This is a genomic window from Sulfuricurvum sp. (assembly GCF_041651515.1).
Classification (GTDB): Bacteria; Campylobacterota; Campylobacteria; order Campylobacterales; family Sulfurimonadaceae; genus Sulfuricurvum.
In genome coordinates, this window is the sequence record NZ_JBAZJF010000001.1 from 357,501 (window position 1) to 381,071 (window position 23,571).

The 23,571-nt window shown below is 38.6% G+C and carries 22 protein-coding genes; 9 read left to right on the forward strand and 13 right to left on the reverse strand.

What is annotated here, in order from left to right:
- Window positions 1-49: 49 nt before the first annotated feature.
- The 8 genes from WC407_RS01800 to WC407_RS01835 form a co-directional block, all read right to left on the reverse strand.
- Window positions 50-1,456 carry a COG3400 family protein gene (locus WC407_RS01800; protein WP_373020565.1) on the reverse strand — a complete coding sequence of 469 codons (1,407 nt, stop codon included), beginning with the start codon at window positions 1,454-1,456 and terminating at the stop codon, window positions 50-52.
- A 55-nt stretch (window positions 1,457-1,511) separates the two neighbouring features.
- Window positions 1,512-2,255 carry a TIGR02757 family protein gene (locus tag WC407_RS01805; RefSeq protein WP_373020567.1) on the reverse strand — a complete coding sequence of 248 codons (744 nt, stop codon included), beginning with the start codon at window positions 2,253-2,255 and terminating at the stop codon, window positions 1,512-1,514.
- Entirely contained in the window at window positions 2,252-3,520 is a 1,269-nt protein-coding gene (locus tag WC407_RS01810) for an RNA polymerase factor sigma-54 (protein WP_373020569.1), read from the reverse strand. The genes WC407_RS01805 and WC407_RS01810 overlap by 4 nt, the downstream gene beginning before the upstream one ends.
- Before the next feature lie 5 nt (window positions 3,521-3,525).
- The gene (lptB, locus tag WC407_RS01815) at window positions 3,526-4,248 is read right to left on the reverse strand and encodes an LPS export ABC transporter ATP-binding protein (protein WP_373020571.1); all 723 of its coding nucleotides are present in this window, start codon (window positions 4,246-4,248) and stop codon (window positions 3,526-3,528) included.
- Window positions 4,241-4,651, reverse strand: coding sequence for a tRNA (adenosine(37)-N6)-threonylcarbamoyltransferase complex ATPase subunit type 1 TsaE (gene tsaE, locus WC407_RS01820; RefSeq protein WP_373020573.1), 411 nt, complete (start codon window positions 4,649-4,651; stop codon window positions 4,241-4,243). The genes lptB and tsaE overlap by 8 nt, the downstream gene beginning before the upstream one ends.
- A complete protein-coding gene (gene trpD / locus WC407_RS01825) occupies window positions 4,648-5,628 on the reverse strand; it encodes an anthranilate phosphoribosyltransferase (RefSeq protein ID WP_373020575.1) in 981 nt (326 codons plus the stop codon). The genes tsaE and trpD overlap by 4 nt, the downstream gene beginning before the upstream one ends.
- On the reverse strand, window positions 5,625-5,873 hold the full coding sequence (locus WC407_RS01830) for an RNA-binding S4 domain-containing protein (RefSeq protein ID WP_373020577.1): 249 nt from the start codon (window positions 5,871-5,873) through the stop codon (window positions 5,625-5,627). Before WC407_RS01830 ends, trpD begins: the two co-directional genes overlap by 4 nt.
- A 101-nt stretch (window positions 5,874-5,974) precedes the next feature.
- Window positions 5,975-7,711, reverse strand: a complete 1,737-nt coding sequence (locus WC407_RS01835) for a YgiQ family radical SAM protein (protein WP_373020579.1) — start codon at window positions 7,709-7,711, stop codon at window positions 5,975-5,977.
- Between the two features lie 59 nt (window positions 7,712-7,770).
- Here WC407_RS01835 and WC407_RS01840 point away from each other — a divergent pair, with 59 nt between their 5' ends.
- From WC407_RS01840 to WC407_RS01880, 9 genes are all read left to right on the forward strand, one after another.
- Window positions 7,771-8,211, forward strand: coding sequence for an iron-sulfur cluster assembly scaffold protein (locus WC407_RS01840; protein ID WP_373020583.1), 441 nt, complete (start codon window positions 7,771-7,773; stop codon window positions 8,209-8,211).
- Window positions 8,204-9,031, forward strand: coding sequence for an iron-binding protein (locus WC407_RS01845; RefSeq protein WP_373020585.1), 828 nt, complete (start codon window positions 8,204-8,206; stop codon window positions 9,029-9,031). The genes WC407_RS01840 and WC407_RS01845 overlap by 8 nt, the downstream gene beginning before the upstream one ends.
- A 193-nt stretch (window positions 9,032-9,224) precedes the next feature.
- Entirely contained in the window at window positions 9,225-9,425 is a 201-nt protein-coding gene (locus WC407_RS01850) for a hypothetical protein (protein WP_373020587.1), read from the forward strand.
- A 2-nt stretch (window positions 9,426-9,427) separates the two neighbouring features.
- Window positions 9,428-11,641: a UDP-forming cellulose synthase catalytic subunit gene (gene bcsA, locus WC407_RS01855; protein WP_373020589.1), complete on the forward strand. Its 2,214-nt coding sequence runs from the start codon at window positions 9,428-9,430 to the stop codon at window positions 11,639-11,641.
- Window positions 11,642-13,870: a cellulose biosynthesis cyclic di-GMP-binding regulatory protein BcsB gene (locus WC407_RS01860; protein WP_373020591.1), complete on the forward strand. Its 2,229-nt coding sequence runs from the start codon at window positions 11,642-11,644 to the stop codon at window positions 13,868-13,870.
- Window positions 13,863-14,888: a glycosyl hydrolase family 8 gene (locus WC407_RS01865; protein ID WP_373020593.1), complete on the forward strand. Its 1,026-nt coding sequence runs from the start codon at window positions 13,863-13,865 to the stop codon at window positions 14,886-14,888. The genes WC407_RS01860 and WC407_RS01865 overlap by 8 nt, the downstream gene beginning before the upstream one ends.
- Window positions 14,812-16,728, forward strand: a complete 1,917-nt coding sequence (locus tag WC407_RS01870; RefSeq protein WP_373020597.1) for a tetratricopeptide repeat protein — start codon at window positions 14,812-14,814, stop codon at window positions 16,726-16,728. Before WC407_RS01865 ends, WC407_RS01870 begins: the two co-directional genes overlap by 77 nt.
- A complete protein-coding gene (locus WC407_RS01875; RefSeq protein WP_373020599.1) occupies window positions 16,670-17,875 on the forward strand; it encodes a cellulose synthase subunit BcsC-related outer membrane protein in 1,206 nt (401 codons plus the stop codon). The genes WC407_RS01870 and WC407_RS01875 overlap by 59 nt, the downstream gene beginning before the upstream one ends.
- Window positions 17,872-18,609, forward strand: a complete 738-nt coding sequence (locus WC407_RS01880) for a ParA family protein (RefSeq protein ID WP_373020601.1) — start codon at window positions 17,872-17,874, stop codon at window positions 18,607-18,609. Before WC407_RS01875 ends, WC407_RS01880 begins: the two co-directional genes overlap by 4 nt.
- A gap of 9 nt (window positions 18,610-18,618) precedes the next feature.
- Here WC407_RS01880 and WC407_RS01885 read toward each other — a convergent pair whose 3' ends face one another.
- From WC407_RS01885 to WC407_RS01905, 5 genes are read right to left on the reverse strand one after another with little or no spacing between them, the layout of a single operon-like run.
- On the reverse strand, window positions 18,619-19,287 hold the full coding sequence (locus WC407_RS01885) for a hypothetical protein (protein ID WP_373020603.1): 669 nt from the start codon (window positions 19,285-19,287) through the stop codon (window positions 18,619-18,621).
- Between the two features lie 51 nt (window positions 19,288-19,338).
- Window positions 19,339-20,280: a hypothetical protein gene (locus tag WC407_RS01890; protein ID WP_373020605.1), complete on the reverse strand. Its 942-nt coding sequence runs from the start codon at window positions 20,278-20,280 to the stop codon at window positions 19,339-19,341.
- Between the two features lie 35 nt (window positions 20,281-20,315).
- Window positions 20,316-22,157 carry a polysaccharide deacetylase family protein gene (locus WC407_RS01895; protein ID WP_373020610.1) on the reverse strand — a complete coding sequence of 614 codons (1,842 nt, stop codon included), beginning with the start codon at window positions 22,155-22,157 and terminating at the stop codon, window positions 20,316-20,318.
- On the reverse strand, window positions 22,126-22,350 hold the full coding sequence (locus WC407_RS01900; RefSeq protein ID WP_373020612.1) for a hypothetical protein: 225 nt from the start codon (window positions 22,348-22,350) through the stop codon (window positions 22,126-22,128). The genes WC407_RS01895 and WC407_RS01900 overlap by 32 nt, the downstream gene beginning before the upstream one ends.
- Complete coding sequence (locus WC407_RS01905; RefSeq protein ID WP_373020614.1) at window positions 22,351-23,433, reverse strand: glycosyltransferase; 1,083 nt, start codon at window positions 23,431-23,433, stop codon at window positions 22,351-22,353.
- Window positions 23,434-23,571: the final 138 nt, after the last annotated feature.

A 23,571-nucleotide genomic window follows, 5' to 3' on the forward strand; every position in this document is an offset into this window, starting at 1 on the left:
TTGTACAAATAGGCTATATGATACTCGAAAGTGACTTAAAAAAAGGTGACTAAATTTGTGTAGGAATAAAAAGCTGATGGTAAGCATCCAGCTTAAAATAGAGCATTTCGGTGTCAGTTGCTAAAAACCGTTCCCACGGGGATGCAAACATCTTTGAAGTAAACGGGAGGCACTGTAAAAAATTATCTTTTTCACGCAGCAAGCGAATCGGATTTTGCTCTTCAGCACTGACGTGAATCGATTTAGAAAAAATAGTAGAAAGATTCTGAAAATGGGCGATAATTTCTTGTCTATATTCCCCCTCTTCCCCTTTATAATCGATTAATTCCAAATCAAAACCAAATTGTGCCGCTACGTCAAAAATGGTAGTAGAAATATGTTCAATATAACTATCTTCATGCAACACAACTACCGACTCTTTTAATGCAGAAAACGATCTATCCGCAAGTTTTAACACCGGTACATTCGCTGAATAGAGTTTTTTACGGGTCGATTTGCGGCGAAATGTGGTTTGGGAAACCATCACAAGACCGACATGATATTTTTTTATATCATCAAAGACGATCCTCTCATCCACAGCCGAATCGTACTCGATATCAATCGTAATATCCCCTTGTGCGGAAGCTTTAATCATACGAAGCACATCAATATCACCCGGATGAAGGACTTTGATTATTAGCGGTTTCTTGAGCTTCTTTTGGATGTATACACTTCGCCTTACCAGTGCCATAATGGAGGGAGTATTTTCAACTGCCATATCAATATAAAGATAAAGTTTACTTCCAAAAGGGGCAGGAAATTGTCCGAGTTCACGTTTAATAGCTCGATAAATCGATCTAAGTACCGTCGGATCTCCCACTAATACAAGCGAATCATTCGGTTGAATCATCTTATTGTCAGAGGGAATAATTAACTGTCGATTCCGATAGATAGCAGCAATTTTCCAGTTTTTTTGCTCAATTGACCCAAGATGGCGATAGACAAAAGAACTTCCAAAAGGGACCAAAACCTCCATGATTTCACCCGAACCAAGCCCAATATTTTGAGCCAAGATCGGAATATTCGGAAGATAATCGATAAGATTCGCGGCAATAAGCTCTTGCATATTGATCCACTCGACCCCATCATTGGCACTAATCGTATTCCATAAATCAAGAGCTACTATACGAAGATTTGGTTTTGTATGTTGAATGTTTTTGATCGTATTTTCAAGATCAGTTTGGTTTTCTACAGCTAAAATGACTTGGGTAAAATCCATTTTTAATAAATTGGCAATTTTATAGTAACTGGTCGAATCAAATTCAAAAAATTTATATCGAGCCGGATTATACCCCTCGTATTTATTTGCCCTGGTTTCGACAACATAATAAAGATTTTCGGAAGTATACGTACCGATAACACGCTCAATGAAATGGCGTCCTATTGCTCCGTCGCTAACGATCAAAATTTTTTTCATAAAACTGCTTCTTTATAGAATAAAAATCCATATTTTGTGGGAATTTTACCATTTTTTAGCCCTTTTTTTCTTGTCCCAGACGATAAAGAGCAAAATCGTATTTGATCGGATCGTCCGGGTCAAAATTTCGTAAGCTCTCCGTCAGTTCCAGTGCTGCCCGCAAATCGCAAGATGAGCGCTTCAAAAGACCTAAACGGCTTGAAACATTAAAGGTATGCGTATCTAAAGGTATTATCAAGTCAGATGCTCTTATATCGCTCCATAACCCCATATCCAAAGCATCACGGCGTACCATCCACCGTAAATACATCATCCATCGTTTCATGGCACTTGCTTTTGCAATACTCTCAACCGGTTTGCCGATAAGAAATGTATAGCCGCTGCTCCGATAGGCATTAAGTTCATACATTCGGTTGATGAGGCTGTTCAACCCTCCGATAATACCGTTTTGAGTGTAGCCGGTTTCAAATACACTATGAGCACCGCCTGATTGTCGCAGACGTTTAAGCGTTATTATAAACTGAGCGCAATCCTCACCGCTTTGAAACCGATAATAAAGAGGTTGACACGCTTCAATAATCTCATTCTCCTCCCGATCGATAAGAGAAAAATCTACCCTATCCAAAAATTTGACGATCGCAACTGCACTTCCGTATGCAAAGAGAGCACACGCAAGGGAAATTATTTCATCATTATAACGACGGGCGATCATTAGCGGATCGGGACGGGTTTCACACAACTCTCCCTCGCAATTGCGTTTGCACACCTCAGCATCCAGACGTAATTTTATCTCTCTCACGATCTCCCCAGTTGATACAACCCTTTTCGCTCACTTGAACCTGCGATATTAAGCTGTTTTCGGTATTTCGCAATGGTCCGGCGTACCATCGTGATTTTGAATTTATCTTGTATCAACTCAAGAAGTTTCATATCGCTCAGAGGTTTTTTATGCGATTCGTTTTTGACCAATTCCGCCACATAATCTTTGATCGCGGCATTAGAGACATCCTCATCGATAGCCGTTGTGAAAAAGTCTTTCATAGGATACATTCCTCGATCGCACGCAATGTATTTATTGGCAATGGCACGCGAAATGGTCGAGGGATTATGCCCAAACTCATCCGCCAGGGTTTTGAGGGTCAAAGGGCGGATAGCACCACCGGTAAAAAAATCGTATTGGTATTCAACAATCATCAATCCCACTTTGTAAAGAGTCGCTTTGCGCATTTCCAGTGCATCGACAAGACTTTTTGCCTCTTTGATCTTCTCTCGGACAAACGGATGATCGACACCATAACCATTATCGATGGTAATAGCGGGGTAATAGCGATCATTGAGCTTTACTTCAATCCCATCTTCAGGATCATTCAGAATAATAAGATCAGGGACAACATGCGCCGATTCTTCATTAAAATCAATTGCAGGGGGATTTTTAAAACTTCCGATCACCCGCATCGCTTCATCGAAGAGAGGATTTTTCCGATAACGCCCGATATCTTCTAAATGGCCGATCAATTCGGAGGCCAAAGTGTAACCGGCATCGCTAATCTGTGCCGATTCAAGCTGGAACATAAACGATTCTCTCACATCGCGCGCCCCGATACCGATCGGCTCAATATGGATAAAACGGAGGCGTATTTTTTCAAATTGCTCCAGCGTTATAGAATTGTGCTGACAAAAGGCTTCGGCATCCCCCTCGTAATATCCCCCCTCATCCAAATTTTCGACAACATGACGGGCGACAAGGCGGGAGATTGGAGTAGGAAATAATGAGCCATCCAGCTGTTCTTCCAAAACATCAAAGAGACTTTTGTGTTGAACCGTTAGTGCTTCTATAGCCTCGCTGTGCGAATTTTGAACGTATCCGGCTTGAATTTTTTTCGGAATTCTCGCTTCAAAAGACTCTTCGAATCCTGATTTAATCTCTATAAGGGGATTGCCTTCGACAAACGGTGCCATCGCTTCACCCAAATCACTCAGACTGGAGTGAAGAATCGGCAGCCAATTGCGCAGTGTATTGGAAAGCTTGGATTTAAGCTCGACGCTGGTTTTGACCCTTAGCATGAGGGCTAAAACTTAAACGATTCACCGAGATAGTGCTGACGCACATCGGAGTTATGGGCAATCTCATCACTGGTTCCCGATGCTAACAAAGAACCGCTTTTGATAACGTATGCACGATCACACACCGCTAACGTTTCGCGAACGTTATGGTCGGTAATAAGGACTCCGATGCCGTACTCAACCAATTGCGTAATAACACTTTGAATATCCATAACGGCAATCGGATCAACCCCGGCGAAAGGTTCATCAAGGAGCAAGAAGCGGGGCTTGTTGACAAGCGCACGGGCAATCTCGGCACGCCGTCGCTCTCCACCGCTGAGATTAATACCGCGACGACTTCGAATCGGCTCGATGTTAAACATCTCCAATAACTCTTCGATCCGCTGTTCATAGGTCTCTTTACCCAATTTTCCCGCTTGAGCGGCAATAATAAGATTCTCTTCTACGGTAAGATCTTTGAATATGGACGCTTCCTGAGGCAAATAACCGATCCCGAGTTGAGACCGCCTATGCAAAGGGAGATCCGATACATCGACACCGTCAATATACACTTTCCCCTCTGTCGCTTCGACAAGACCGCAAATCATATAAAACGTGGTGGTTTTTCCTGCTCCATTGGGTCCAAGTAGCCCTACGACTTCACCGGTTCGCAACTCCATACTGATACCGCGAACGATCTCATGATTTTTGATCGTTTTGACCAGATTTTCAACTTTCAACTCATGCACGCTGCACCTCGTAATATCGCGATTTCTCATCGCCTTTGGTAATTTTTACAATCACGGTATCCATTCCGGCTCGTTTAAGCCACTCGATCAGTGTCTCATCGCCCCATTCGATCAAATGGTATCCCGGAACTTCAAGCTCTTCCATCATCCCCAGAGACAAAAATGCCTCAAACCCATAGTTATACAAGTCATAATGGTAAAATTTATCACCATAAACCTGCTGAAGAGAAAACGTAGGAGAGGTAACAGCATCATCCAACCCTAAATAAGCTGCAAAACTTTGCGTAAACGTCGTTTTTCCACTGGCTAGATCCCCTTGTAAAACAATGACGCCCCCATTCGGAAGAAGCGAAACGATTTGTTCACACAGTTGCGGCAGTTGCAATAGATCCAATTTCATCATAGTGCAGACGACATTTTCACGATTTGAGCCAGTTTAGCTGCTGCTTTACCACTCCGAAGACCGTCACGGGCAATCTCAAGCCCTTCTTGAACATCACGCGCCATCCCATCGGCAATCAGCGCATACGCTGCGTTAATGAGCACCATATCGCGCTGTGCATCGGTTGCTTTATTGTTTAGAATATCTCTGAATATAGCGGCATTCAGAGTTACGTCTCCACCAAGAATCGCTTCAAAAGGGACTTTTTTGATACCGAGCCGTTGAGGATCAATCTCGAAATAATCGATCTTCTCCCCGTGAAGCTGCGCTGCATAGGTGATGTCGCTGATGCTGATCTCATCCATTTTTTCGCGCGAACTCACCACAATGGCCGATGTCATCCCCTCCTCACGAACCGCTTCGGCCATTTTCGGGACAAACACTTCATCAAAAACCCCCAAAAGGATTTTCGATAATCCTACAGGATTGGTGAGGGGGCCTAAGATATTAAAGAGGGTTTTTTCAGGGATACTTCGTCGAATCGGGCCGATAAACTTCATTGCGGGGTGGTGATATTGGGCAAACAAAAAGGTAAATCCGGTCTCTTCGAGAAGACGGGCACTTTTATCAAGACTCAAATCGAGTTTTACCCCCAAATGTTCCAATACATCCGCACTTCCCGATTTAGAGGTAATAGAGCGATTTCCATGTTTTGCTACATACGCACCGCACGCGGCAAGGAGAATCGAAACGGTAGATGAGACATTGAAACTTCCGCTTTTATCTCCCCCCGTCCCTACTACATCGATCAGTTTATATCGCAATTGGGGAGAAACTTCGAGTGTGATAGCATGCTGCTTCATCACCTCCGCAGCCGTTGCGATCATAGAGGAAGAGGTATTTTCATTTAACGTCAGTGAGAGTAAAAACTCCCGCATCTCCTCATCATTCAATCGATGTTCAAAGAGTGCCTCAAAATCGCCCTTAGTCGGATTCATACGAGTTCCTTAACATAAAGGTGTTGCTGGGATTTTGGGGTTGATTTGATCGTCGGAAGAGCCAATACTTCATAACGAAGCTGCTTTTCAAGGTATACAAGGGTAATAATATCCCCTATAGCAACATTTTTAGAAGCTTTGACCGCTTTATCATTGATGTAGACAACCCCCTCAGAGATCATATCCTGAGCGACGGCACGGCGTTTGGTCAGATTGACCGCATTGAGAAATTTATCGATACGCAAAAAAAGTTCCACATTATAAATTTAGTGGCTTATTGTAGAGAAATGAAGCTAAAAGAGAGGTAAGAGCGCAAAAATTGTTCCACAATTTTGTCCTCTAAGATTTAACTTGCAAATCCGCTTTTAAAACTATCTTTGGCAACGACGATCTGTTTTTGTTTCTCTTTGCGCGCCGTATCTTTTTCAACGAAGATTTTTTCGCGTGTTGCAGGGTCCATCTCGGTGTAATACATCACCGCCGAATACGTACCGGGGGTCGGGGTAAAGACCTGAGCCTGTTCGGGATTCATCTTTAATTCATCCGTAGTAAAACGCTTCAAATCGTGCATATCTTTTTCGGTACACCCCGGATGAGCGGCGATCAGATAGTAAGTCAAAAACTGCTTTTTCCCCTCTTCTTTATTAAGCTTGTCATAGAGTTTTTTAAAATCGACGAGGGTCTGTTTCCCCGGCTTGTTCATCAGATGAAGCACGTGATCCGAGGTGTGTTCGGGGGCAACTTTCATCTGTCCTGAGATGTGATGTTTTACCATCTCTTTGAGATACTCATACCCTTGGCGTTTGTCCTCGTTGATTAGATCATAACGGACACCCGATGCGACAAACGCTTTTTTAATTCCCCGTATTTCACGCAGACTACGAAGAAGATTAATAACACGGGTGTGATCCACTTTCATCGATTTGCACAGGTGGGTGTCATCGACACACCGCTGATGATCACACGTGCCATGTTTTAGCTTCTTGTTACACTCATAGCCGTACATGTTAGCCGTAGGGCCTCCGACGTCACTGATAATCCCTTTGAAATCTTTGTACTCAGTAAACTGAGCCGCCTCTTTTAAAATCGATGATTCACTGCGAGTTCGGATGGTGCGCCCTTGATGGACACCGATGGCACAAAAGTTACACTCTCCCCAGCATCCCTGATGAGTCATGATAGAGAATTTGATCGTCTCTAAACACTTGACTGCACCTTGCGGACGATGGTAGGGGTGAAGCTCGCGGGTAAAAGGCAAGGCACTCACGGCATCCATCTCATTTTCATCCAGATAATCGGCGGGGGGATTTTGGATGCTGTAGCGTCCGTCCACTTCCTGACACAGCCCCTTTGCCGAAATGGGATCGTTATGGTTATAAAACAGATCAAACAGATCGATGTATTTCTCTTTATTCTCCAAACACTCCGCATGTGAGGGCAATGTCATATACCCTGCGCGCGGCTCTTTGGAAATATAACACACCCCTCGGATATCGTGCGGAGGTTTTCCTTCTTCGAGCGCTTTGGGCAGAGCGATGATCGCCCCCTCCCCCATCCCGTAAATCAGATAATCGGCTTTGGAATCAAATAAAATCGGTTTGCGCAGTTTGTTTGTCCAGTAGTCATAATGGCTCACACGGCGCAAACTCGCTTCAATCCCACCCAGTACGATAGGGACAGTGTTTTTAAAATGTTTGCGGATCAAATTGGTATAAACCAGCGTTGCACGGTCAGGGCGGGCGTTATTGACTCCGCCGGGGGTATAGTCATCGCTGTTACGGAATTTTTTGGTTGCGGTATAGTTGGAAACCATCGAATCGACACTTCCGCCGCTTACCCCCCAAAAGAGTTTCGGTTCCCCTAAGCGCATTACATCGTCTGCTGTGATATCGGGCTGTCCGATAATACCTACTCGATACCCTTCTCGCTCCAATATCCGCCCTACGACGGCTACGCCGATAAACGGTGAGTCAATATAAGCATCGCCGGAGATGAGGATAACGTCACACTGATCCCATCCTCGTGCCTCCATTTCGGCACGTGTTGTCGGAAGATAGCGTAAAGTTTCAGGAGTTATTTTCATAGTGCGATTGTACGCCACTCTCTCTTACAAAGGGCTATAAGGTACGTTATAATAGTTGCATGGAAAATACAACTCAATTAGACCAAGAGATCATTGAGCATCTCATGCACCCTAAAAATTACGGCCCCCTCGACAATCCTACCGGTGTAGGAGTGGGGCACAGTGAACAAAGCGGAGAATTTGTCATCTTTTATCTTGATGAACAAGAGGGGATACTCCAAAACGTCGGTTATGCCACTAACGGATGTCACGATACAGTCGTGCTGGGTTCGATGTTTACCGAGATGATTAAAGGCGAATCGCTTGAATATGCCCAGAGCGCTGCCCTCAAACTCCGGGAAAAAGTCGCCCTTGGACCCGTAAAACAGCAAGCCTGCGCACAGATGGTTCTCACCGCATTTGAAGCGGCTAAGATTCATCAAACGCAAAAAGCTCACGGAAGCACGGAAGATTTACACGCGATTGAAATCGGTATGGAATGTGAGGTAAACAATGATTGATGCAACGCTCTTTCGACAAAAACACCAACTGTGGCTTAGAATTGCTTTTATCTCCTTTTCGGTAAACGATCCGTGGGTGAAAAATCGACTGTATGAATTTTCCCAAATCGAATTTCGTCATCTCAAATGGCTGGCACAATCGCTTTATGAAAACCATGCCGAATATGACTATGAGCGCGATCCGAAATTTACCATTGAGAGCGAATCATTTTTTAGCCTCGTTCATACAACGATTAATGAGATCAAAGCACTCCATCTTCTATACGGGAAAACCCCGTTATGCGAGCGGATGGCTCACGACGAGGCATACATCCTCTCAACCCTTAGCGCCTATTTATCCAAACTCTCGCTGGATGAATCCCTCAATGCCTTTGATCGTTCTCGCCAATGGCCAGACGCTCTGCTCAGTACATCCGAAACCAATGCACTCACCCTCTTTTTGTTCGAAGAGCTTTACAAAGAGTACGAACTGATTATGATCTACTTTTACCGACAGATTCGTGCAACAACGGCAGCACAAGTAACCCATTTTCAGGATTTAATCGATGAATCGCACTTTCATCTCCGTTCCTTTGGAGAAATGATGGCGAAGATGGGCATTTTAGCGCTTCCGCGTACCCTCCATCCCCGCACTTATCAAATCGAGAATATGGAAAAATTTTTACATGACGGTATCCTCGAAGAAGAGAATGCTAAAGAAGAGTGTCGTAAACTCTCATCAACCATCACCGATGAAAAGCTCTCTAGCTTTTTTGAATTTATCAATTTTCAAGAGAGCTATCACATCTGCATTATGAAAAAACTGTTAAAGGAGATTTAATGGATCAACAAGGGAATATTTATATCCTACTTGCAATAGTAGCTATTTTTGCCGTTGTACTTATGAGCAAGAAAAAAAAAGATTAATCGCCCTACGAGGCGATTAATCTTTTAGCAATACGACTTTATATCCACACTCTCTATTAAGAAATTAGATGCTATAGTGTTAAATCTATAATGTAAAGTGAGTGGCAATGTCTATAATGTTTGGTGATATGGTTCCAAATGAAATTGCTTCAATGGAAGTTACGATGCCGATAGTAAAAGATTTTCAACGTTATCAAAAATCTATTCATACACTTCAACCTTCTGAAAAACAATCTCCTTTTCTTAAACAAGAAAGTGAGCAGAAAATATTAACATTTGGAAAAATAAAAAAAATTTATAGACATTAGTAATGATATTTCATAGTGTATCTTCAAAAATAAAAAAATATATAGATGAACAAACTAATTACTTTTTACTACTTACAATATTTCCTTTTTTCATCATTATTACCGCCCATTACAACAATACGTCTCAAGCACTATTAGCCTATTCAACGATTTTATTTTTTATTCTTGCCTTTATCTTTAAATTCACAGAACGTGTCCGCCTCCTTTTGCTCTTTCTCACACTGTATATCTCTTGGAGATATATTTTTTGGAGACTTAGCGAAACAATCATCTATACTGGTTTCTTTGATTTTATTGGAACCCTACTTCTTGTACTCGCCGAAATGTATGGTATTACCATCGCTTCACTCGGAATCTTCACCTCTCTGAATTTATTGGATCGTAAACCGATCAATATTAGTCACGTTCCGATCGATCAACTTCCTTCTGTCGATGTGTTGATCCCAACATACAATGAAAATTTTGATATTGTATCCAATACTGCGTTAGCAGCTTCGATGCTTCGCTATCCTAAAGACAAACTTCGGATTTGTATCCTGGATGATGGAGGCACTGACCAAAAAATTAACGACTTAGATCCCATAAAAGCAGCACAAGCATACGAACGACGCAAAATATTTCAAAAATTTGCAGCTAATCATGGATTAACGTACTTAACACGTGAAAAAAATCTCCATGCTAAAGCTGGTAATATCAATACCGCACTCGAATCGGTTTCCGGTGATTTAATCTTAATTTTGGATTGCGATCATATACCGACTCACGATTTTTTGAGTAATACTGTAGGAGAATTTTTAAAAGATCCTAAAATGTTTTTGGTTCAAACTCCACATGCCTTTTACAATCCCGATCCTATTGAAAAGAATCTTAATGTTTTTCGAAATGCCCCTTCTGAAAATGAAATGTTTTACTACCATATCCAAAAAGGTCACGATTTTTGGGAAAGCTCTTTCTTTTGCGGTTCTGCAGCTCTTTTACGGAGAAAATATCTGAATGAAGTGGGAGGTATCGCAGGAGAAACTATCACCGAAGATGCCGAAACAGCACTGGGATTACATGCACGTGGATACAAAAGTGCCTATATCGATATCCCCATGATACGAGGTCTTCAACCCGAAACGTTCAGTGCCCTCGTTCTTCAACGCATACGCTGGTCGCAAGGAATGGTACAAATCTTTTTACTTAAAAATCCTTTACTCCAATCGCTTAAATTACATCAAAAACTTAGTTATTTCAGTGCCACTTTTTTTTGGTTTTTTTCATATGCACGCGTTATTTATCTTCTTGCTCCGTTAGCTTATCTACTATTCGGTTTACGGATCTATCATGCCACACCTACTGAAATTTTGGTCTATCCTATTCCCCATTTGATATTGGCAATAATGCTTTCATACTACCTTTACAAAGAGGTCCGATGGAGCTTTTATTCAGAAGTGTATGAAACAGCATTATCCTTATTTACTTTGCCAGCAATATTTTCAGTCTTTTTAAACCCAAGAGCCCCAGAGTTTGCCGTAACGCCCAAAGGGGAAAATGCCGATGATGATTTTATTAGCCAGCTCTATACCCCGTTTGTGATCATTTTTCTCCTTATTATTGCCGGATTTGGAATGGGAATCTATCGTTTATTTGCGCATCCAGAGCTATTAACCATTACTCTCGTTACCCTGGCATGGAATGCTTTTAATCTTTTTCTCATTTTATCCGCATTGGTTATTGTGTATGAAAAAAAACAACTTCGACGTTATGCACGTATTCCTTCCAATGACAATGCCGTTTTTACGATAAATTCTGAAACATTTTATGGTAAAATCACCGATATCTCAATGGGTGGTGTATCCATTTCATTTCCAGATGCAATTCTTGAATCGGTGAATAAACATTTGAAATCCAATACAGATTGTTCCGTATTAATTAAAGAGGAGAGTGGACGTATGGTATTCATACAAGCCAAGTACCTTCATAATTTTCGCTCAAATGCTGTTCTTCGTTTTATGGAAGTTGATACGGATATTGAACTTCGTAAAAAATTAATTACTATTATTTTCGGGGATAACACAAAATGGATTAGTTATGAACGTCTAGAATCCCATCCTACACCTATAGGCTCTTTTTTTAGTCTTGTATCTAAAATTCATACTGAACTAAAATTGAAGCGTATAATATTTCAATTTTTAACCAAAACTTTTCATTTCATTCCACAAAAAGGTTTATAAATGCGTTTTCTCATAATTCTCTTATTTTTACTTTTTACATCACTTTATGGAAAAGAAGGGACCCTGATCGTTTCCAATCCAGATGGGACACAAACCATTCGTATCCCCTTAAATTATGAATCAAAAAGTATTACTCAATTTATTCTTCGAGGTGCAAGAGCCGAACAGCAAATAAATTTTCCGCTTGCTTCACGCTGGTTAGTCCTCTCTGCGCGCCTTAAATTAACCTATACTTCATCGTTAGCAATTATCCCTGAACGCTCTGTTTTAAGTGTTTCTTTTAATGAGAAACCAATTTCTCAAAAGTGGATCAATGTACAAGATCGGGGAGTAGAATCTTCCATGGAAGTCAAACTCTCTCCCAGCCAATTCAAAGAGTTCAATCGCTTAACCATTAATAGTTATCAGCACTACACTATCGATCACTGTGAAGATGAAACAGCACCAGAATTATGGACTAAGGTTGATGGAAGCAATAGTTATATCGAACTTACTGTTTTGCCAAAAGTGTTAACGAATAGTTTGGGGATGATAGATCACTATCTGTTTGATTCTAAAAATATTGAAAAAAATCGTATTGGATTTGTCCTGCCTACGCAAAAGTCTAATACTCTTGTAACTGCGGCGGCTATTACATCCAGTGCCATCGGTGAAAAGTTAAAATTTCGTGATATGGACATGTTTGTCACATCAACTATCCCGTCCAATAGCGATGTATTGGTCCTAGCAACCCGGGATCAACTCAAAGCGATTTTAACGTCATCGTTTTCAATGGGAGCTGATTCTCTTATTCCTAAAATTCAAAACAATTCAATACTTTTTTTTGCTAATCCTTCCAATCCTCAGTATGGAATTATTTGTCTAACAGGACAAACCGATCAAGAAGTAGCCGATAGTGCCTACTTTTTTGCTACTCATGATTTTAATCTCTATAAAGGATATGGTTTACGTGTAGGTACAATTAAACTTCCAGAAGAATCAGTTGCATATACTGCTCCAAATTACCTCCCTCTTGGTCAGAAAATTACCTTTAGAGAAATGGGACAGAAAAATACCTTGTTTAAATACATGTACCCTGCCCCTTTAGATATACATTTCAAAATATATCCGGACCTTTTCTTTGAAGAAAAAGCAACCATAAAATTGAATATTAATGGTATTTATCCACGTAAAGTTCGCCATGATTCAGTTCTCAATATTTCTTTAAATGATAACTTTGCCGCCCAATTATCATTTGATGAAAAAATTTCTAAAGAGCTTAGTATTTCTGAGCTACTCAATTTCAAAAAATCAGATTCATTTCCAGCATATCTTATGGGCGATGGAAGCAATAAACTTTCGCTGCAACCCGCGATGGTTCCATTCAAAAAAGGTTTTTGCGAACTTTATAATCTAGAAAACTTACAAACTACTATTCTTGACACATCTTCCATTGAACTTCCAACAGTCCCTCATTGGATCGAGATGCCTTATCTGCACTACTTTTTATATGGTGCATACCCCTACTCCGTCTATCCTGATGGGCGAAAAACCGCTATAGTCCTTAGTTCGTTTTCACCTTCCAATTTAACAGCAGCTTTCAAAATCGCTTTTTTCCTGGGCAAAGAGATCGAATATCCACTCTATCGTTTATCCGTAAGTACTTCAACCAAAAATGTTGAAGACCGTGATATTATTTATGTTGGTTCTTATAGTCATCACAATGATGAATTATTTGAAAAAGCACCCGTTAAAGTAGTGGGGAAATCATTCTCCACTACTTTTCCTTTGATTTATAAATTCATTGACTATCTCCCTTTTTACGACACCAATCGACTTGAGCCATTTCGATATCAAAAACAGCTGGAAGCATCAAGTGCTTCTGAAAAACATGTTTTGGTTCAGTTATTTAAATCTCCCTTTGACGGATCACGCTCGGTTATAGGAATTGAATACGATAGTCCGCAAGGGATTGAGCAAGGGATAAATACCTTATTTTCCAAAGAAAAAACAATTGGACACACCAGTGATGTCTTAATCATTGATACTGATCTTGATAAAATTTCTTCATTTGAAATCGGAAAAAAATATTTTTTAGGGGATTTGTCTCTTTTAGATCAAATGCGTTTCTACGTGACAGGAGATCCTCTCGTTTTTAGTCTTTTTTCTTTTATCCTCGTCGTGATATTAGTATATTTTGTACGTCGTTTCTTGAAACATTTCAAAGAAAAACATCATCCTGATGTTTAATATTGCTCGAATTGCAATCGCTATTACATTCTTAGCCAACATAGCATTTGCTGATTCTTGGGACAATTTCAAAACCTCTTATATTCAGCCTGATGGACGGGTAGTAGACCGTCAAAACAATAATATAACCCATACCGAGGGGATTGGATATGCACTGTTTTTTTCCGTCTGCTATAACGACAAAGAAACATTTCAAAAACTTAATCATTGGCTCGAAAACAATATGCCTAAAAATGAACAAGGTCTCTATCCATGGAAATGGGGAGAAAATGAAAAAAAATCATGGACAGTTTTAGACACAAACAATGCAACAGACGGCGATATGTGGATTGCTTATGCATGGCTATCCGCTTCCAAAAAATTTAAAGACGAAAAATATCGGACTAAAGCTCTTGAACTCATTCAATCAATCCAACTACATTTAACTCGTACCGTTGACAATCATATATTTCTCTTGCCTGGAATACAAGGATTTGAAACCAATGCAACAATCACAATCAATCCATCGTATTCCATCCCTTTCATTTTCGATGCATTTTACATTGAAAGCCATAATATAATTTGGAATAACCTCAAATATGATTCCTTAGCACTTCTCAATATGTGTTATAGTACCTTTCACCTTCATGCTGATTGGATGATTTATAACAAAGAAAGACATACTTTTTCTCTTCCCTCAATGCGTCCTTATTTTAGTTATGACGCTATACGTATCCCTCTTTTTTGGAGTATTTGGAGCAAACTTAATCCCGGGGCAGAAGTACTTCATTACCTTGAAGGATATCAAAACATTCTTGCTTTACCCTACTTTCCAATCTTTGTTGATTTAGTAAACAATACCGTTTCATTGGACCATGATGAGTCTGGAGCTATGCAAAATTCTTTGCTTTATTATAGTAAAATATTTACTAATACTAATCTGAGTAAAAACGAGGTGATTAATGAAAAAAAGACTTCCTATTATGGCGATAGCCTTGGCTTGTTCAGCACTCTCCCCCTTGAGTGCTACCGATATTAGTCCCGCCAGCTTCAATAATCTTACAACTCTCGCCAAAGAATACGAAAAACAAGGCAAAATAGAAGAGGCGATTCAAGTGTATCGACATATTTTAGAATTAGATCCAAATCAAACGATAATATCCCAAGCAATTAACCGTTTATCTCAAAAAAAAGAGCCATCGAAAAAAACATCAACCACCTCTTCATTACAGAAATCAACTAAAAAAAATGTACAAATAGTCAAAATAACCCAAAACTCAGCAATAACGGAAGAAACAAAACATCTATTGATCAAACAAGGATTCCAAGCTTTAGAAGAAAACGATGTCAGAAATGCTCAACTATATTTTGATCAAGTATTAAAAGCAAGACCAAAAAATGGAGATGCCCGCTACGGTAAAGCAATTATTTTATCAAAGCAAAATAACTGGAATGATGTGATTAAACTGTTAGAACCCATTTCAAAAAAGTATCACCGTCAAGACATATCAGATCTTTACGAAATGGCTCTAACAGAATCCAAAAAGCTTAAAGAGTCTATTGAACCTGTACAAACAGTTGAAATTTTGAAAAGTCTTAAAAATACAACCGAGCCAATCAAGGCATCCGATGCAGATATGAAAAATGCCATCGATGCTATTTCTAAAAATGAGCTGGAGCAAGCAGCTTCCATACTCCAAACACTTTATATCAAAAATCCAATGGATATAAACGTTCTATTACGTTTGGGCGAAGTTTATAGTCGAATGAATAAATACAACATAGCACAAGAGTACTACCAAACAGCACTCTCCTCTTCTCCCAAAAATTCATTGGCATTGATTGGTTCAGCGAATACGTATATTGCACAAAAAAAATACAAAAATGCTCTTGTGACGTTTGAAAAACTGGATCGCACAAAATGGAATAGTGATGTCGAATATACTTATCAATCTGCCAAAATCGCTTTCTATCTTGAACAAAAAGAGTATGAAAAAGGGTGGAATAGTGCAAAACAATTGCATCAATTACAGCCCAATCGTATCGAAACCATTAGGCTCTTAGGGGCAGTAGGAGAGCATATTTATCCCGAAGAAGCAATATATTATCGTTCACTTGCTTATCGTCAATCCAATTCAATAGGAGATTTTATCTCTCTCGTTTATGCCCTACTCAGTGAAAATCGTTTTTCGCAAGCAGAAACATACTTCAATACTCTTACTCAAAAATCTTTATCAGCAAAAGAACGAGAATCTCTCAAAGCACTCTATTTGACCTATTACAAAAAACTCTCTTCGTTTCAATTAGAACAAAAAGAGTTTGTATCAGCAGAAAATACTTTGAGAAGCGGTTTGCTAATCGCTAATGATGCTGATTTAATTGAAAATTTGGGATGGAGTCTTTTCCATCAAAATAAAACAAAAGAGGCTTTGGAACAATTTGAAATCCTTCTACAACAACAACCATCAGCCAATCTTTTTTATGCTGGAGCACTCTCATCACATATATTAAAAGACGATAAAAAGGCATTTTCATATCTCTTACTTGCTTCAAAAACTAAAGATATCCTCTTATTGCAAAAAATAGCAGAACTTTATCTTCAAATGGGATATAAACAAGAAAGTCTCGACACCATTCATCTCATAGAAGAATTAGAACATAATTCATCAACTTCATCCAAAAAACAATCCATAAATACACTATCTACTTCAAAATCACCTTCATTGTCTCAAGACACATATGATTATAATGGCATTTATAATCCTTTTATTTCATCGGATATTGGGAAAAAACCTACATTACTTTTAAATATTCCAAGCAATGACACTAAAACATCTCCCCAAAAGGAGTATCTTCATCAATTCACTAAATTCAACTGAAAAAGTTGCACAGTTAAAAAATGAAATTATAAACAAGAAACAAAGCTCTGTGTCAAGTGGACTTTTGTTTAATACAAGATCCGGAATTGCAGGGATTGATCAATTAAGTACTATTGGATTATCGGCTGAGGCGACACTCGTCCCTTCATTTAACCACCTTCTACGACTTGGTACAAATTTTTTACGGCTTGATACAGGTACTTTATCCTCTGAAAACCGAGTACAATTTGCTTCAGGGCAAACTCAAAAAGGAAATTTTCATATAGAGTCATTGAGTGCTATTGTCCCTTTTATTGAGTACCGGTACGATAATGATCATTATTTTATGGAAGCAGGAATTGGCTCAACACCCATCAGCAATGAAATCGATACCAGTGCACTCACATGGTTTATGAAAGGGGGAATATATTTAGCTCCACTTAGTATTTCACTAAAAACATCACGGGAAGCCATCAATGAAACCATGCTTTCGTATATCGGTGCAAAAGATCCTGTCGATGGGACAGTATGGGGCAGATCTATGAAAACTGGCTATGAAGTAGCTTTGAAGCATCAAAGTGATTGGTCTACTTCTTTGACATTTAATTACTCCCCAAAAATTGAAGGAATTAATACCATATCCAATAAAGAAGCTAAGGCATCTTTTTTTATCGGCAAAAATTTTTTAAAGAATGAACAAGAAACTTTTTTATTAGGACCACTTGTGGTATATGATAGCTATAACCATTCTACCAACCATTTTACTATGGGGAGTGGTGGTTATTTCAGTCCAACCTCTTTTCTTCTTACAGGTTTATATGGTGACTATACCTATATTTACAATAACAACTCTTTTATCAATATTAAAGGTAATGTTGCCTTATTAAATTTTACCGAATCATCCGCACCCTACTTCCCTCTCTCTAGTGATGTAGGAGACACCTATCCTACAACCAGCCAATCAGGGGTTGGATTTAATATCAAAGCCCTAGGCGGATACAAAATAAATCAGAATTTACACACCATGGGTATGATAGGATTTTCTAAAGCACCCGAATACAATTCAATGTTTGCAGGAGTGAGTTTGTTGTATTATTTTGACAAGGATAAAGAGATGACCCCAAATGATTATATGCGATCTTATCATGCCAGAGAGATGTTTCAATGAAACGATGTATTACTATTTACTCTTCTAAAGGAGGGGTTGGAAAAACAACTCTTACTTTAAATATTGCTCAGATATTATCCACATCAGGACAGCGCGTACTTGTAGTGGACACAGATCCACAAAATAGCTTATCAGGGGTTCTTGGTATTCGGAATCATCTTGGACTTTCCGAAATTTTTAATCATCCGGTAGAGAAGCTTGTCCAAAAAACAACCAAGGGATTTGATATTCTCCCCTCGGGTATTATGGCGATTGAAGAGACCAATGATTATATTACCATGCTCTTACAATATCCAGATCAGTTTGAGACAGCTCTGAAATCACTCATTGGGTATTACGATATCGTCTTGATTGATACCCCTCCAGGATTCAGTCCGATGACGAATTTAGCTATGAAAGTTTCCGATACTATCATCGGTGTATTGGAGGCAGATGCAACCTCATATGCTACACTTGAGTTAATGCAAAATACTCTTACAAAAGTAAAAAATAGTTATGGGCAGGAAAAACAAATTTATTTTGTTACCAATAAGGTTGCTGCTGATGAGATCAGCGTAAACTTTGAAGCATTGTATCGCTATCTATTTGATAAACTTTACCTCTTTGCGCTTCCATTTGACTCTAATGTTAAAGTTGCAGCAACCAGAGTGGAAACCCTCTATGAATACAATCCTAATTCGCCACTTTACCAAACACTCCTGCAAATGCTTAAAAAACTTTTTTCAATTCCTTAAAATAAGCAGTTACGATTCTAGCGTGAAATTCCAAGATGTATCCATATCTTCAATAGACGCAATCTGGAAAGTGGTTTCCATCAATCCGCTGAACAATAACTGAAATAAAACAGTATAAAAAGTAATCAATATATCTTCACCAAACATCTTTAGCATTTGCATATCAAAAGGAGTATAGTGATAGATAAGAACTAAACTACGAGCATGTTCATCAATACGGCACTGTAGAAAACCAAATTTTCTCATCATAAGTATTTGATTCAAATATTCGATAACTCCTTCAAAGCCATTTTCATCATTCAAAAAATTTCCTTTTTGAATTATATCTTTCGCAATGATCTCTCCCCATGATTTTAAAATCACTTGAAAATCATTTCTGTCCCCTAAGCTATGAAGCTGCGTAAGCAAGGTAAACAATAGATAATTATCAGAGAAGTGTAAAGTAAATTCGCCTTTTAAATCATCAATTAGATTAGGAAAATTTGCTCTAATATAGCGTTCTTTTGGTACCTCAAATAGAGCCTGAGAAATACTTTTATACTCCGTATTTTCATTTGGAGTAGTAAATAAAGGGTTAGAGGTATCTTTAATTTCAGATTTTTCATTTGGTATAGAAAACAAAGGCTGAGAAGAGTTTTTTATTTCCACACCCGTGCGATCTTTTTTAAATAATTTCATGTTTTACCTTTTAATGTATAGTGAAACTTTATAATTCTACTCTAAATGGTTTTAAAACTTCCCTTTTGGGATCAACTGCAACCGTTTAAAAGGGGCAATACTCTCTTTGGGAAGAAAATTGGAGTGAAATAAACCAAAATATTTTTCACCCTCCTCAAAATAGCCTACGTGATTCGGAACATCAAGCAAATGAAAAAAATTGATTCCCATCAACCCCTTTGATTGCAATACTAATTGACGTGTAGAAAGCTTTTGAAGTACTTCAGCTTGAATCAATTCAGCATCTTTTCCCCACGTTGACAAAGCCAAATATGCCAAAAAAACAGGTTTGTTATAAACACTATGCAAGTACTCGCTAAAGTGTTCAATCCGTTGTGGAAGTGAAGCAATATCAGAAGGTTTATTTTTAGTCAATGAACGCATTTCTTGAAAGGCAATAAAATCGAAAGAAGCAATTGCTTTATTAAGAGAAGGATCAAATTTTTTCCAATTTTTAACATCAGAATTTCGACTGTAATCACCAAAATCACCCACACACGGACCGATGATAATATCCCCTTTATCCAGTATTTTTTTACTTTCAAGTAGTAATTGATTGTATCCTGTCCAACCTTCAACACCATGTTCATTGTATTCAGGGTTTAAAACAATCACTTTTTTACCGTCAACTGTATCTAGATATTCCCGAATCCGCCGAAGATAGGTAAAATACTCACCTTTATGCTTATGAATATACTCAACCGATATTTCATCAGCAAACCAGTAAATGATAAAAATAGGAAGATGACCAGATTCGATAATCGAATGATTAACCTCTTCCGCTGGATACCAATCAGCACTCCATTTTCGTGTCAACCACATGGATATTGCATTGACATTAGTAAGATTATTCTCTTCCAAAATATCTGTAATAGGAATATACGGCCCTTTTGTAATCTTTTGATATTCAAAACCACCTGTGCCTATCCAATCAAATCCATACAATGATGACATTGTAAACCACAGTATCATGCCATAACTAAACCGTTTCATCTGCTATATCCAGCCAAAAGAGTTAACTGTTTTCGGGGTTGTAAATCAAGTAAAGTGATGTCACTAAAACGATCTGTTGCATTGTGTTTGATCAAAAAATGTACTCCACTCGTATTGGAAGTAACCGATTGTACACTTCCCCATCTAGGCCAGTAAAGGCGAACGGTTGCACTCTTCACTATTTCAGGGTTATTATTGATAACTGAAACCAGATAATTTTCTGGACTTACCGAAACACTTACATCAATATTATTCACTTTTCGAACACGATCGGTGATCTCTTTTCCTTGAACAAAGGTTACTTCATTTTCTTCTTTCAAACCACTCAAAAATTTTTCAACCAAATGAATATTATTAGGATCAGAAAAAAGATGAGTGTGAATGCTCAAAGTATAAATACCGTTCAGTTTTCTTAACAATAGTTCTTCTTGTTTCATTTCTTCAAGAATTTTTTGTTCATCCAAAGAGTGATTAGCCATATAACCGTAATCATCTGTACCTACACGTGAGATAACGACGATTTTTTTTCGGACAATCGTTGGGTAAAGATGATTTTTGTTCTTCTCCATCGTATAAGAATAGCCAGCTTCAACCAATTTTTTAGCAATTTCGTCATCAATTTCTTCCCGAGGAGGTCGAAATCCTTCTATCTTTGTTTTTGATAAATTTTCTAAAATTTCTTTTGAACCGATCAATTCTTTATTCAGCACGTTTTCATTGACGCCAACGATCTCTCCATGAGAATAACTGTGCGATCCCAATTCAATAAAAGGATTTTTTGCCAATTGCTTTGTCACGTCTGGATTGCGTTCAGCTAACATTGCAACACAAAAAGCAGTACTTGGGATCTCTAAACGCTGAACCATCTCCGAAAAATATTTAGCATTTTCAAAACGAAATTCGGTATCTTCGGAAACAAAAACAGGATCAATGTCATTCAAATACGGATGAAGTTTTGCAACAACTCCTTTGAGAGTAAAGTCTACAATACCCTGAAAAAGAGATCTGTACTTGTCATCATCTGTACCTGAGGAAGTCAATACATAAGAAGGGAAATTAAAATAAATCCAATTTCCTTTCCCATAATAGCCATGCCATAATGCACCGCTTAATTCTATCGGAAGAGGCAAGTCCATCACTTTTGGAGTCGAAAATTGGGACCAATCGGTTAAATATAAATCCGGACTCATAGTATCAGGAGAAATAAAGAGGGGAATATCATCATAATAAACGAAACTAACCAATGGTCCCTCTTTAAGATAACCTGTTATGGGAGAAAGAAGTTTTGGAGTAATAAATACCCCTTGCTGTTTTGCTAGAGTATGTATTTTTGGGTCAACGGAAAGCTTAGTCAAAGTACGAATGAATTCATCTCCACGCCATTTACCATGGTCACCACTAAACCCACTGTAATAGTTAAACACGAGAGATCCACCACTCTCCACAAATCGTTCAATAATTTGAGTCGTTTTATCACTCAAAGCAATTGCATCTATTAGAAAAAGGGTATCAGTTGATTTCAGTGTTATCAGCTCATTTTCAGAAATAATATTTGGGTTATACCCTTGATCAGCAAGTATCCCCTTGACTTCTTTCAAACGAGAGTCATAGCCTTGTACATCTACCCCTATCGTTTTGAGACGTTCAATAGTTTCTTCGGAGCGAATAATATAAATTTTCTCTGATTCTCCACCCATAATCATAAAATTTGCAGGGGCATAATTATTGAATAAAAAATAAAAAATAGGAGACATTAACACTGCAATTAATAAAATTAAAAAATATGCATTGGCACCATATGAAGGTTTATAATACCTCATTGAGTACGAGTGAGTCATAACTTATCTCCTTTTTAAAAAAAAGTAATTCTGAATTACGACCTAACAAAATCTCCTCATAGCTCCCCTCAGATTGCTGAGGCTTTTTTTTGGATTCTCTAATTTTGTATAAAAAATAAGCTAACACCCCAAACACTAGTGTTAAAATAGTAATTACTAAAATAGCAAATGTCATAAATGTAATTAGATTCATTTAAATTCTCCCTTTTCGATCAAGTTTACCCCATGTCATTCCTATACCAAACCACTCTTCTATCGTTGCAAATATTTTTGCTAGATTAATTATACCAATAAAATACAGCCGGTAAAGGATCGCATAAAAAACAAGTGAAAGTTTTTCTCTGGTAATCAGCACACAATACAGTGCTCCGGCAAGATCCAAAACAGTAAACAAGGACCACCAAAAAAAGAGGAGCGAGTTAACTCCTGTTATCAATGTGATGTACAAAAGAAATATCGTTGCAAATACATCCATAAATGGCCAAACAATAGATTCAAATAACATATACCACAGAACAAGAGTCATGGATGGACGTCCTTTAGTATGAAATAAAAATCCCCTATGCTTGCGAATAGCTTGTAATATGCCCCGCGTCCAGCGGTAACGCTGTTTGATTAAATCCAGTAAATGTTCCGGAGCCTCAGTATACGCGATTGCATCTGATTCAAAATCGACAGAATAGCCTTCCGCTAAGAGTTTTAGGGTAACGTCACAATCCTCAGCAAAAGTATCATGATCATAAAGACCCACTTTTTGAAGAGCCTCAACACGAAACATCCCGATAGGCCCTGGGATAATATTGACAAGCTTCAAGAAGGATTGCCCATTTCGAACCATATTGAGCCCTTCGATGTATTCCAATGCTTGAAGCCGTGTTATAGAATTTACCTGATTTACAACATATACAGATCCTGCAACAGCAGCAATATTTTGGTTTTCAAAATACTGTACCATCAACCCTACAGCATCATGATTTAAACGTGAATCAGCATCAACTACCATCACGAGATCCCCAGATGCATGAGCGATACCGGTATTGATCGCTCTAGACTTTCCACCATTTGGCTTGGTGATTACTTTTACCTTATGCCCTTCATATCTCTTGGCATTACGGTAGGTTCCATCTTTCGAACCATCATCCACAACAAGGATTTCCATATTGGGATACGTTTGCTCCAGCAATGAAATAATAGATCGGCCAATAACTACCTCTTCATTATAGGCCGGAACAATAATCGAAACACGTAAATGAGTATGAAAGACTTTTTGCTTCATCTGGATTTCTGTTTTTATCGCCACCTTAAAAATAGAAAAAAACATCAATGCCAAATAACGTAAAATAACAATACCAGTAAAAACCATTATCAAAATAACGGAAAAAAGGATAAATCCATTATCAATCATCCGGTAAAA

Bases quoted from the DNA above. Each gene is read 5' to 3' on its own strand.
- WC407_RS01835 (WP_373020579.1), bottom strand. From the start codon at position 7,711: ATGAAAATAACTCCTGAAACTTTACGCTATCTTCCGACAACACGTGCC.
- WC407_RS01845 (WP_373020585.1), top strand. From the start codon at position 8,204: ATGATTGATGCAACGCTCTTTCGACAAAAACACCAACTGTGGCTTAGA.
- WC407_RS01800 (WP_373020565.1), bottom strand. From the start codon at position 1,456: ATGAAAAAAATTTTGATCGTTAGCGACGGAGCAATAGGACGCCATTTC.
- WC407_RS01810 (WP_373020569.1), bottom strand. From the start codon at position 3,520: ATGCTAAGGGTCAAAACCAGCGTCGAGCTTAAATCCAAGCTTTCCAAT.
- WC407_RS01900 (WP_373020612.1), bottom strand. From the start codon at position 22,350: ATGAATCTAATTACATTTATGACATTTGCTATTTTAGTAATTACTATT.
- WC407_RS01840 (WP_373020583.1), top strand. From the start codon at position 7,771: ATGGAAAATACAACTCAATTAGACCAAGAGATCATTGAGCATCTCATG.
- WC407_RS01890 (WP_373020605.1), bottom strand. From the start codon at position 20,280: ATGTCATCATTGTATGGATTTGATTGGATAGGCACAGGTGGTTTTGAA.
- WC407_RS01860 (WP_373020591.1), top strand. From the start codon at position 11,642: ATGCGTTTTCTCATAATTCTCTTATTTTTACTTTTTACATCACTTTAT.
- WC407_RS01895 (WP_373020610.1), bottom strand. From the start codon at position 22,157: ATGACTCACTCGTACTCAATGAGGTATTATAAACCTTCATATGGTGCC.
- WC407_RS01850 (WP_373020587.1), top strand. From the start codon at position 9,225: ATGTCTATAATGTTTGGTGATATGGTTCCAAATGAAATTGCTTCAATG.
- WC407_RS01865 (WP_373020593.1), top strand. From the start codon at position 13,863: ATGTTTAATATTGCTCGAATTGCAATCGCTATTACATTCTTAGCCAAC.
- bcsA (WP_373020589.1), top strand. From the start codon at position 9,428: ATGATATTTCATAGTGTATCTTCAAAAATAAAAAAATATATAGATGAA.
- WC407_RS01885 (WP_373020603.1), bottom strand. From the start codon at position 19,287: ATGAAATTATTTAAAAAAGATCGCACGGGTGTGGAAATAAAAAACTCT.
- WC407_RS01870 (WP_373020597.1), top strand. From the start codon at position 14,812: ATGAAAAAAAGACTTCCTATTATGGCGATAGCCTTGGCTTGTTCAGCA.
- WC407_RS01880 (WP_373020601.1), top strand. From the start codon at position 17,872: ATGAAACGATGTATTACTATTTACTCTTCTAAAGGAGGGGTTGGAAAA.
- WC407_RS01905 (WP_373020614.1), bottom strand. From the start codon at position 23,433: ATGAAGCAAAAAGTCTTTCATACTCATTTACGTGTTTCGATTATTGTT.
- trpD (WP_373020575.1), bottom strand. From the start codon at position 5,628: ATGAATCCGACTAAGGGCGATTTTGAGGCACTCTTTGAACATCGATTG.
- tsaE (WP_373020573.1), bottom strand. From the start codon at position 4,651: ATGATGAAATTGGATCTATTGCAACTGCCGCAACTGTGTGAACAAATC.
- WC407_RS01875 (WP_373020599.1), top strand. From the start codon at position 16,670: ATGACACTAAAACATCTCCCCAAAAGGAGTATCTTCATCAATTCACTA.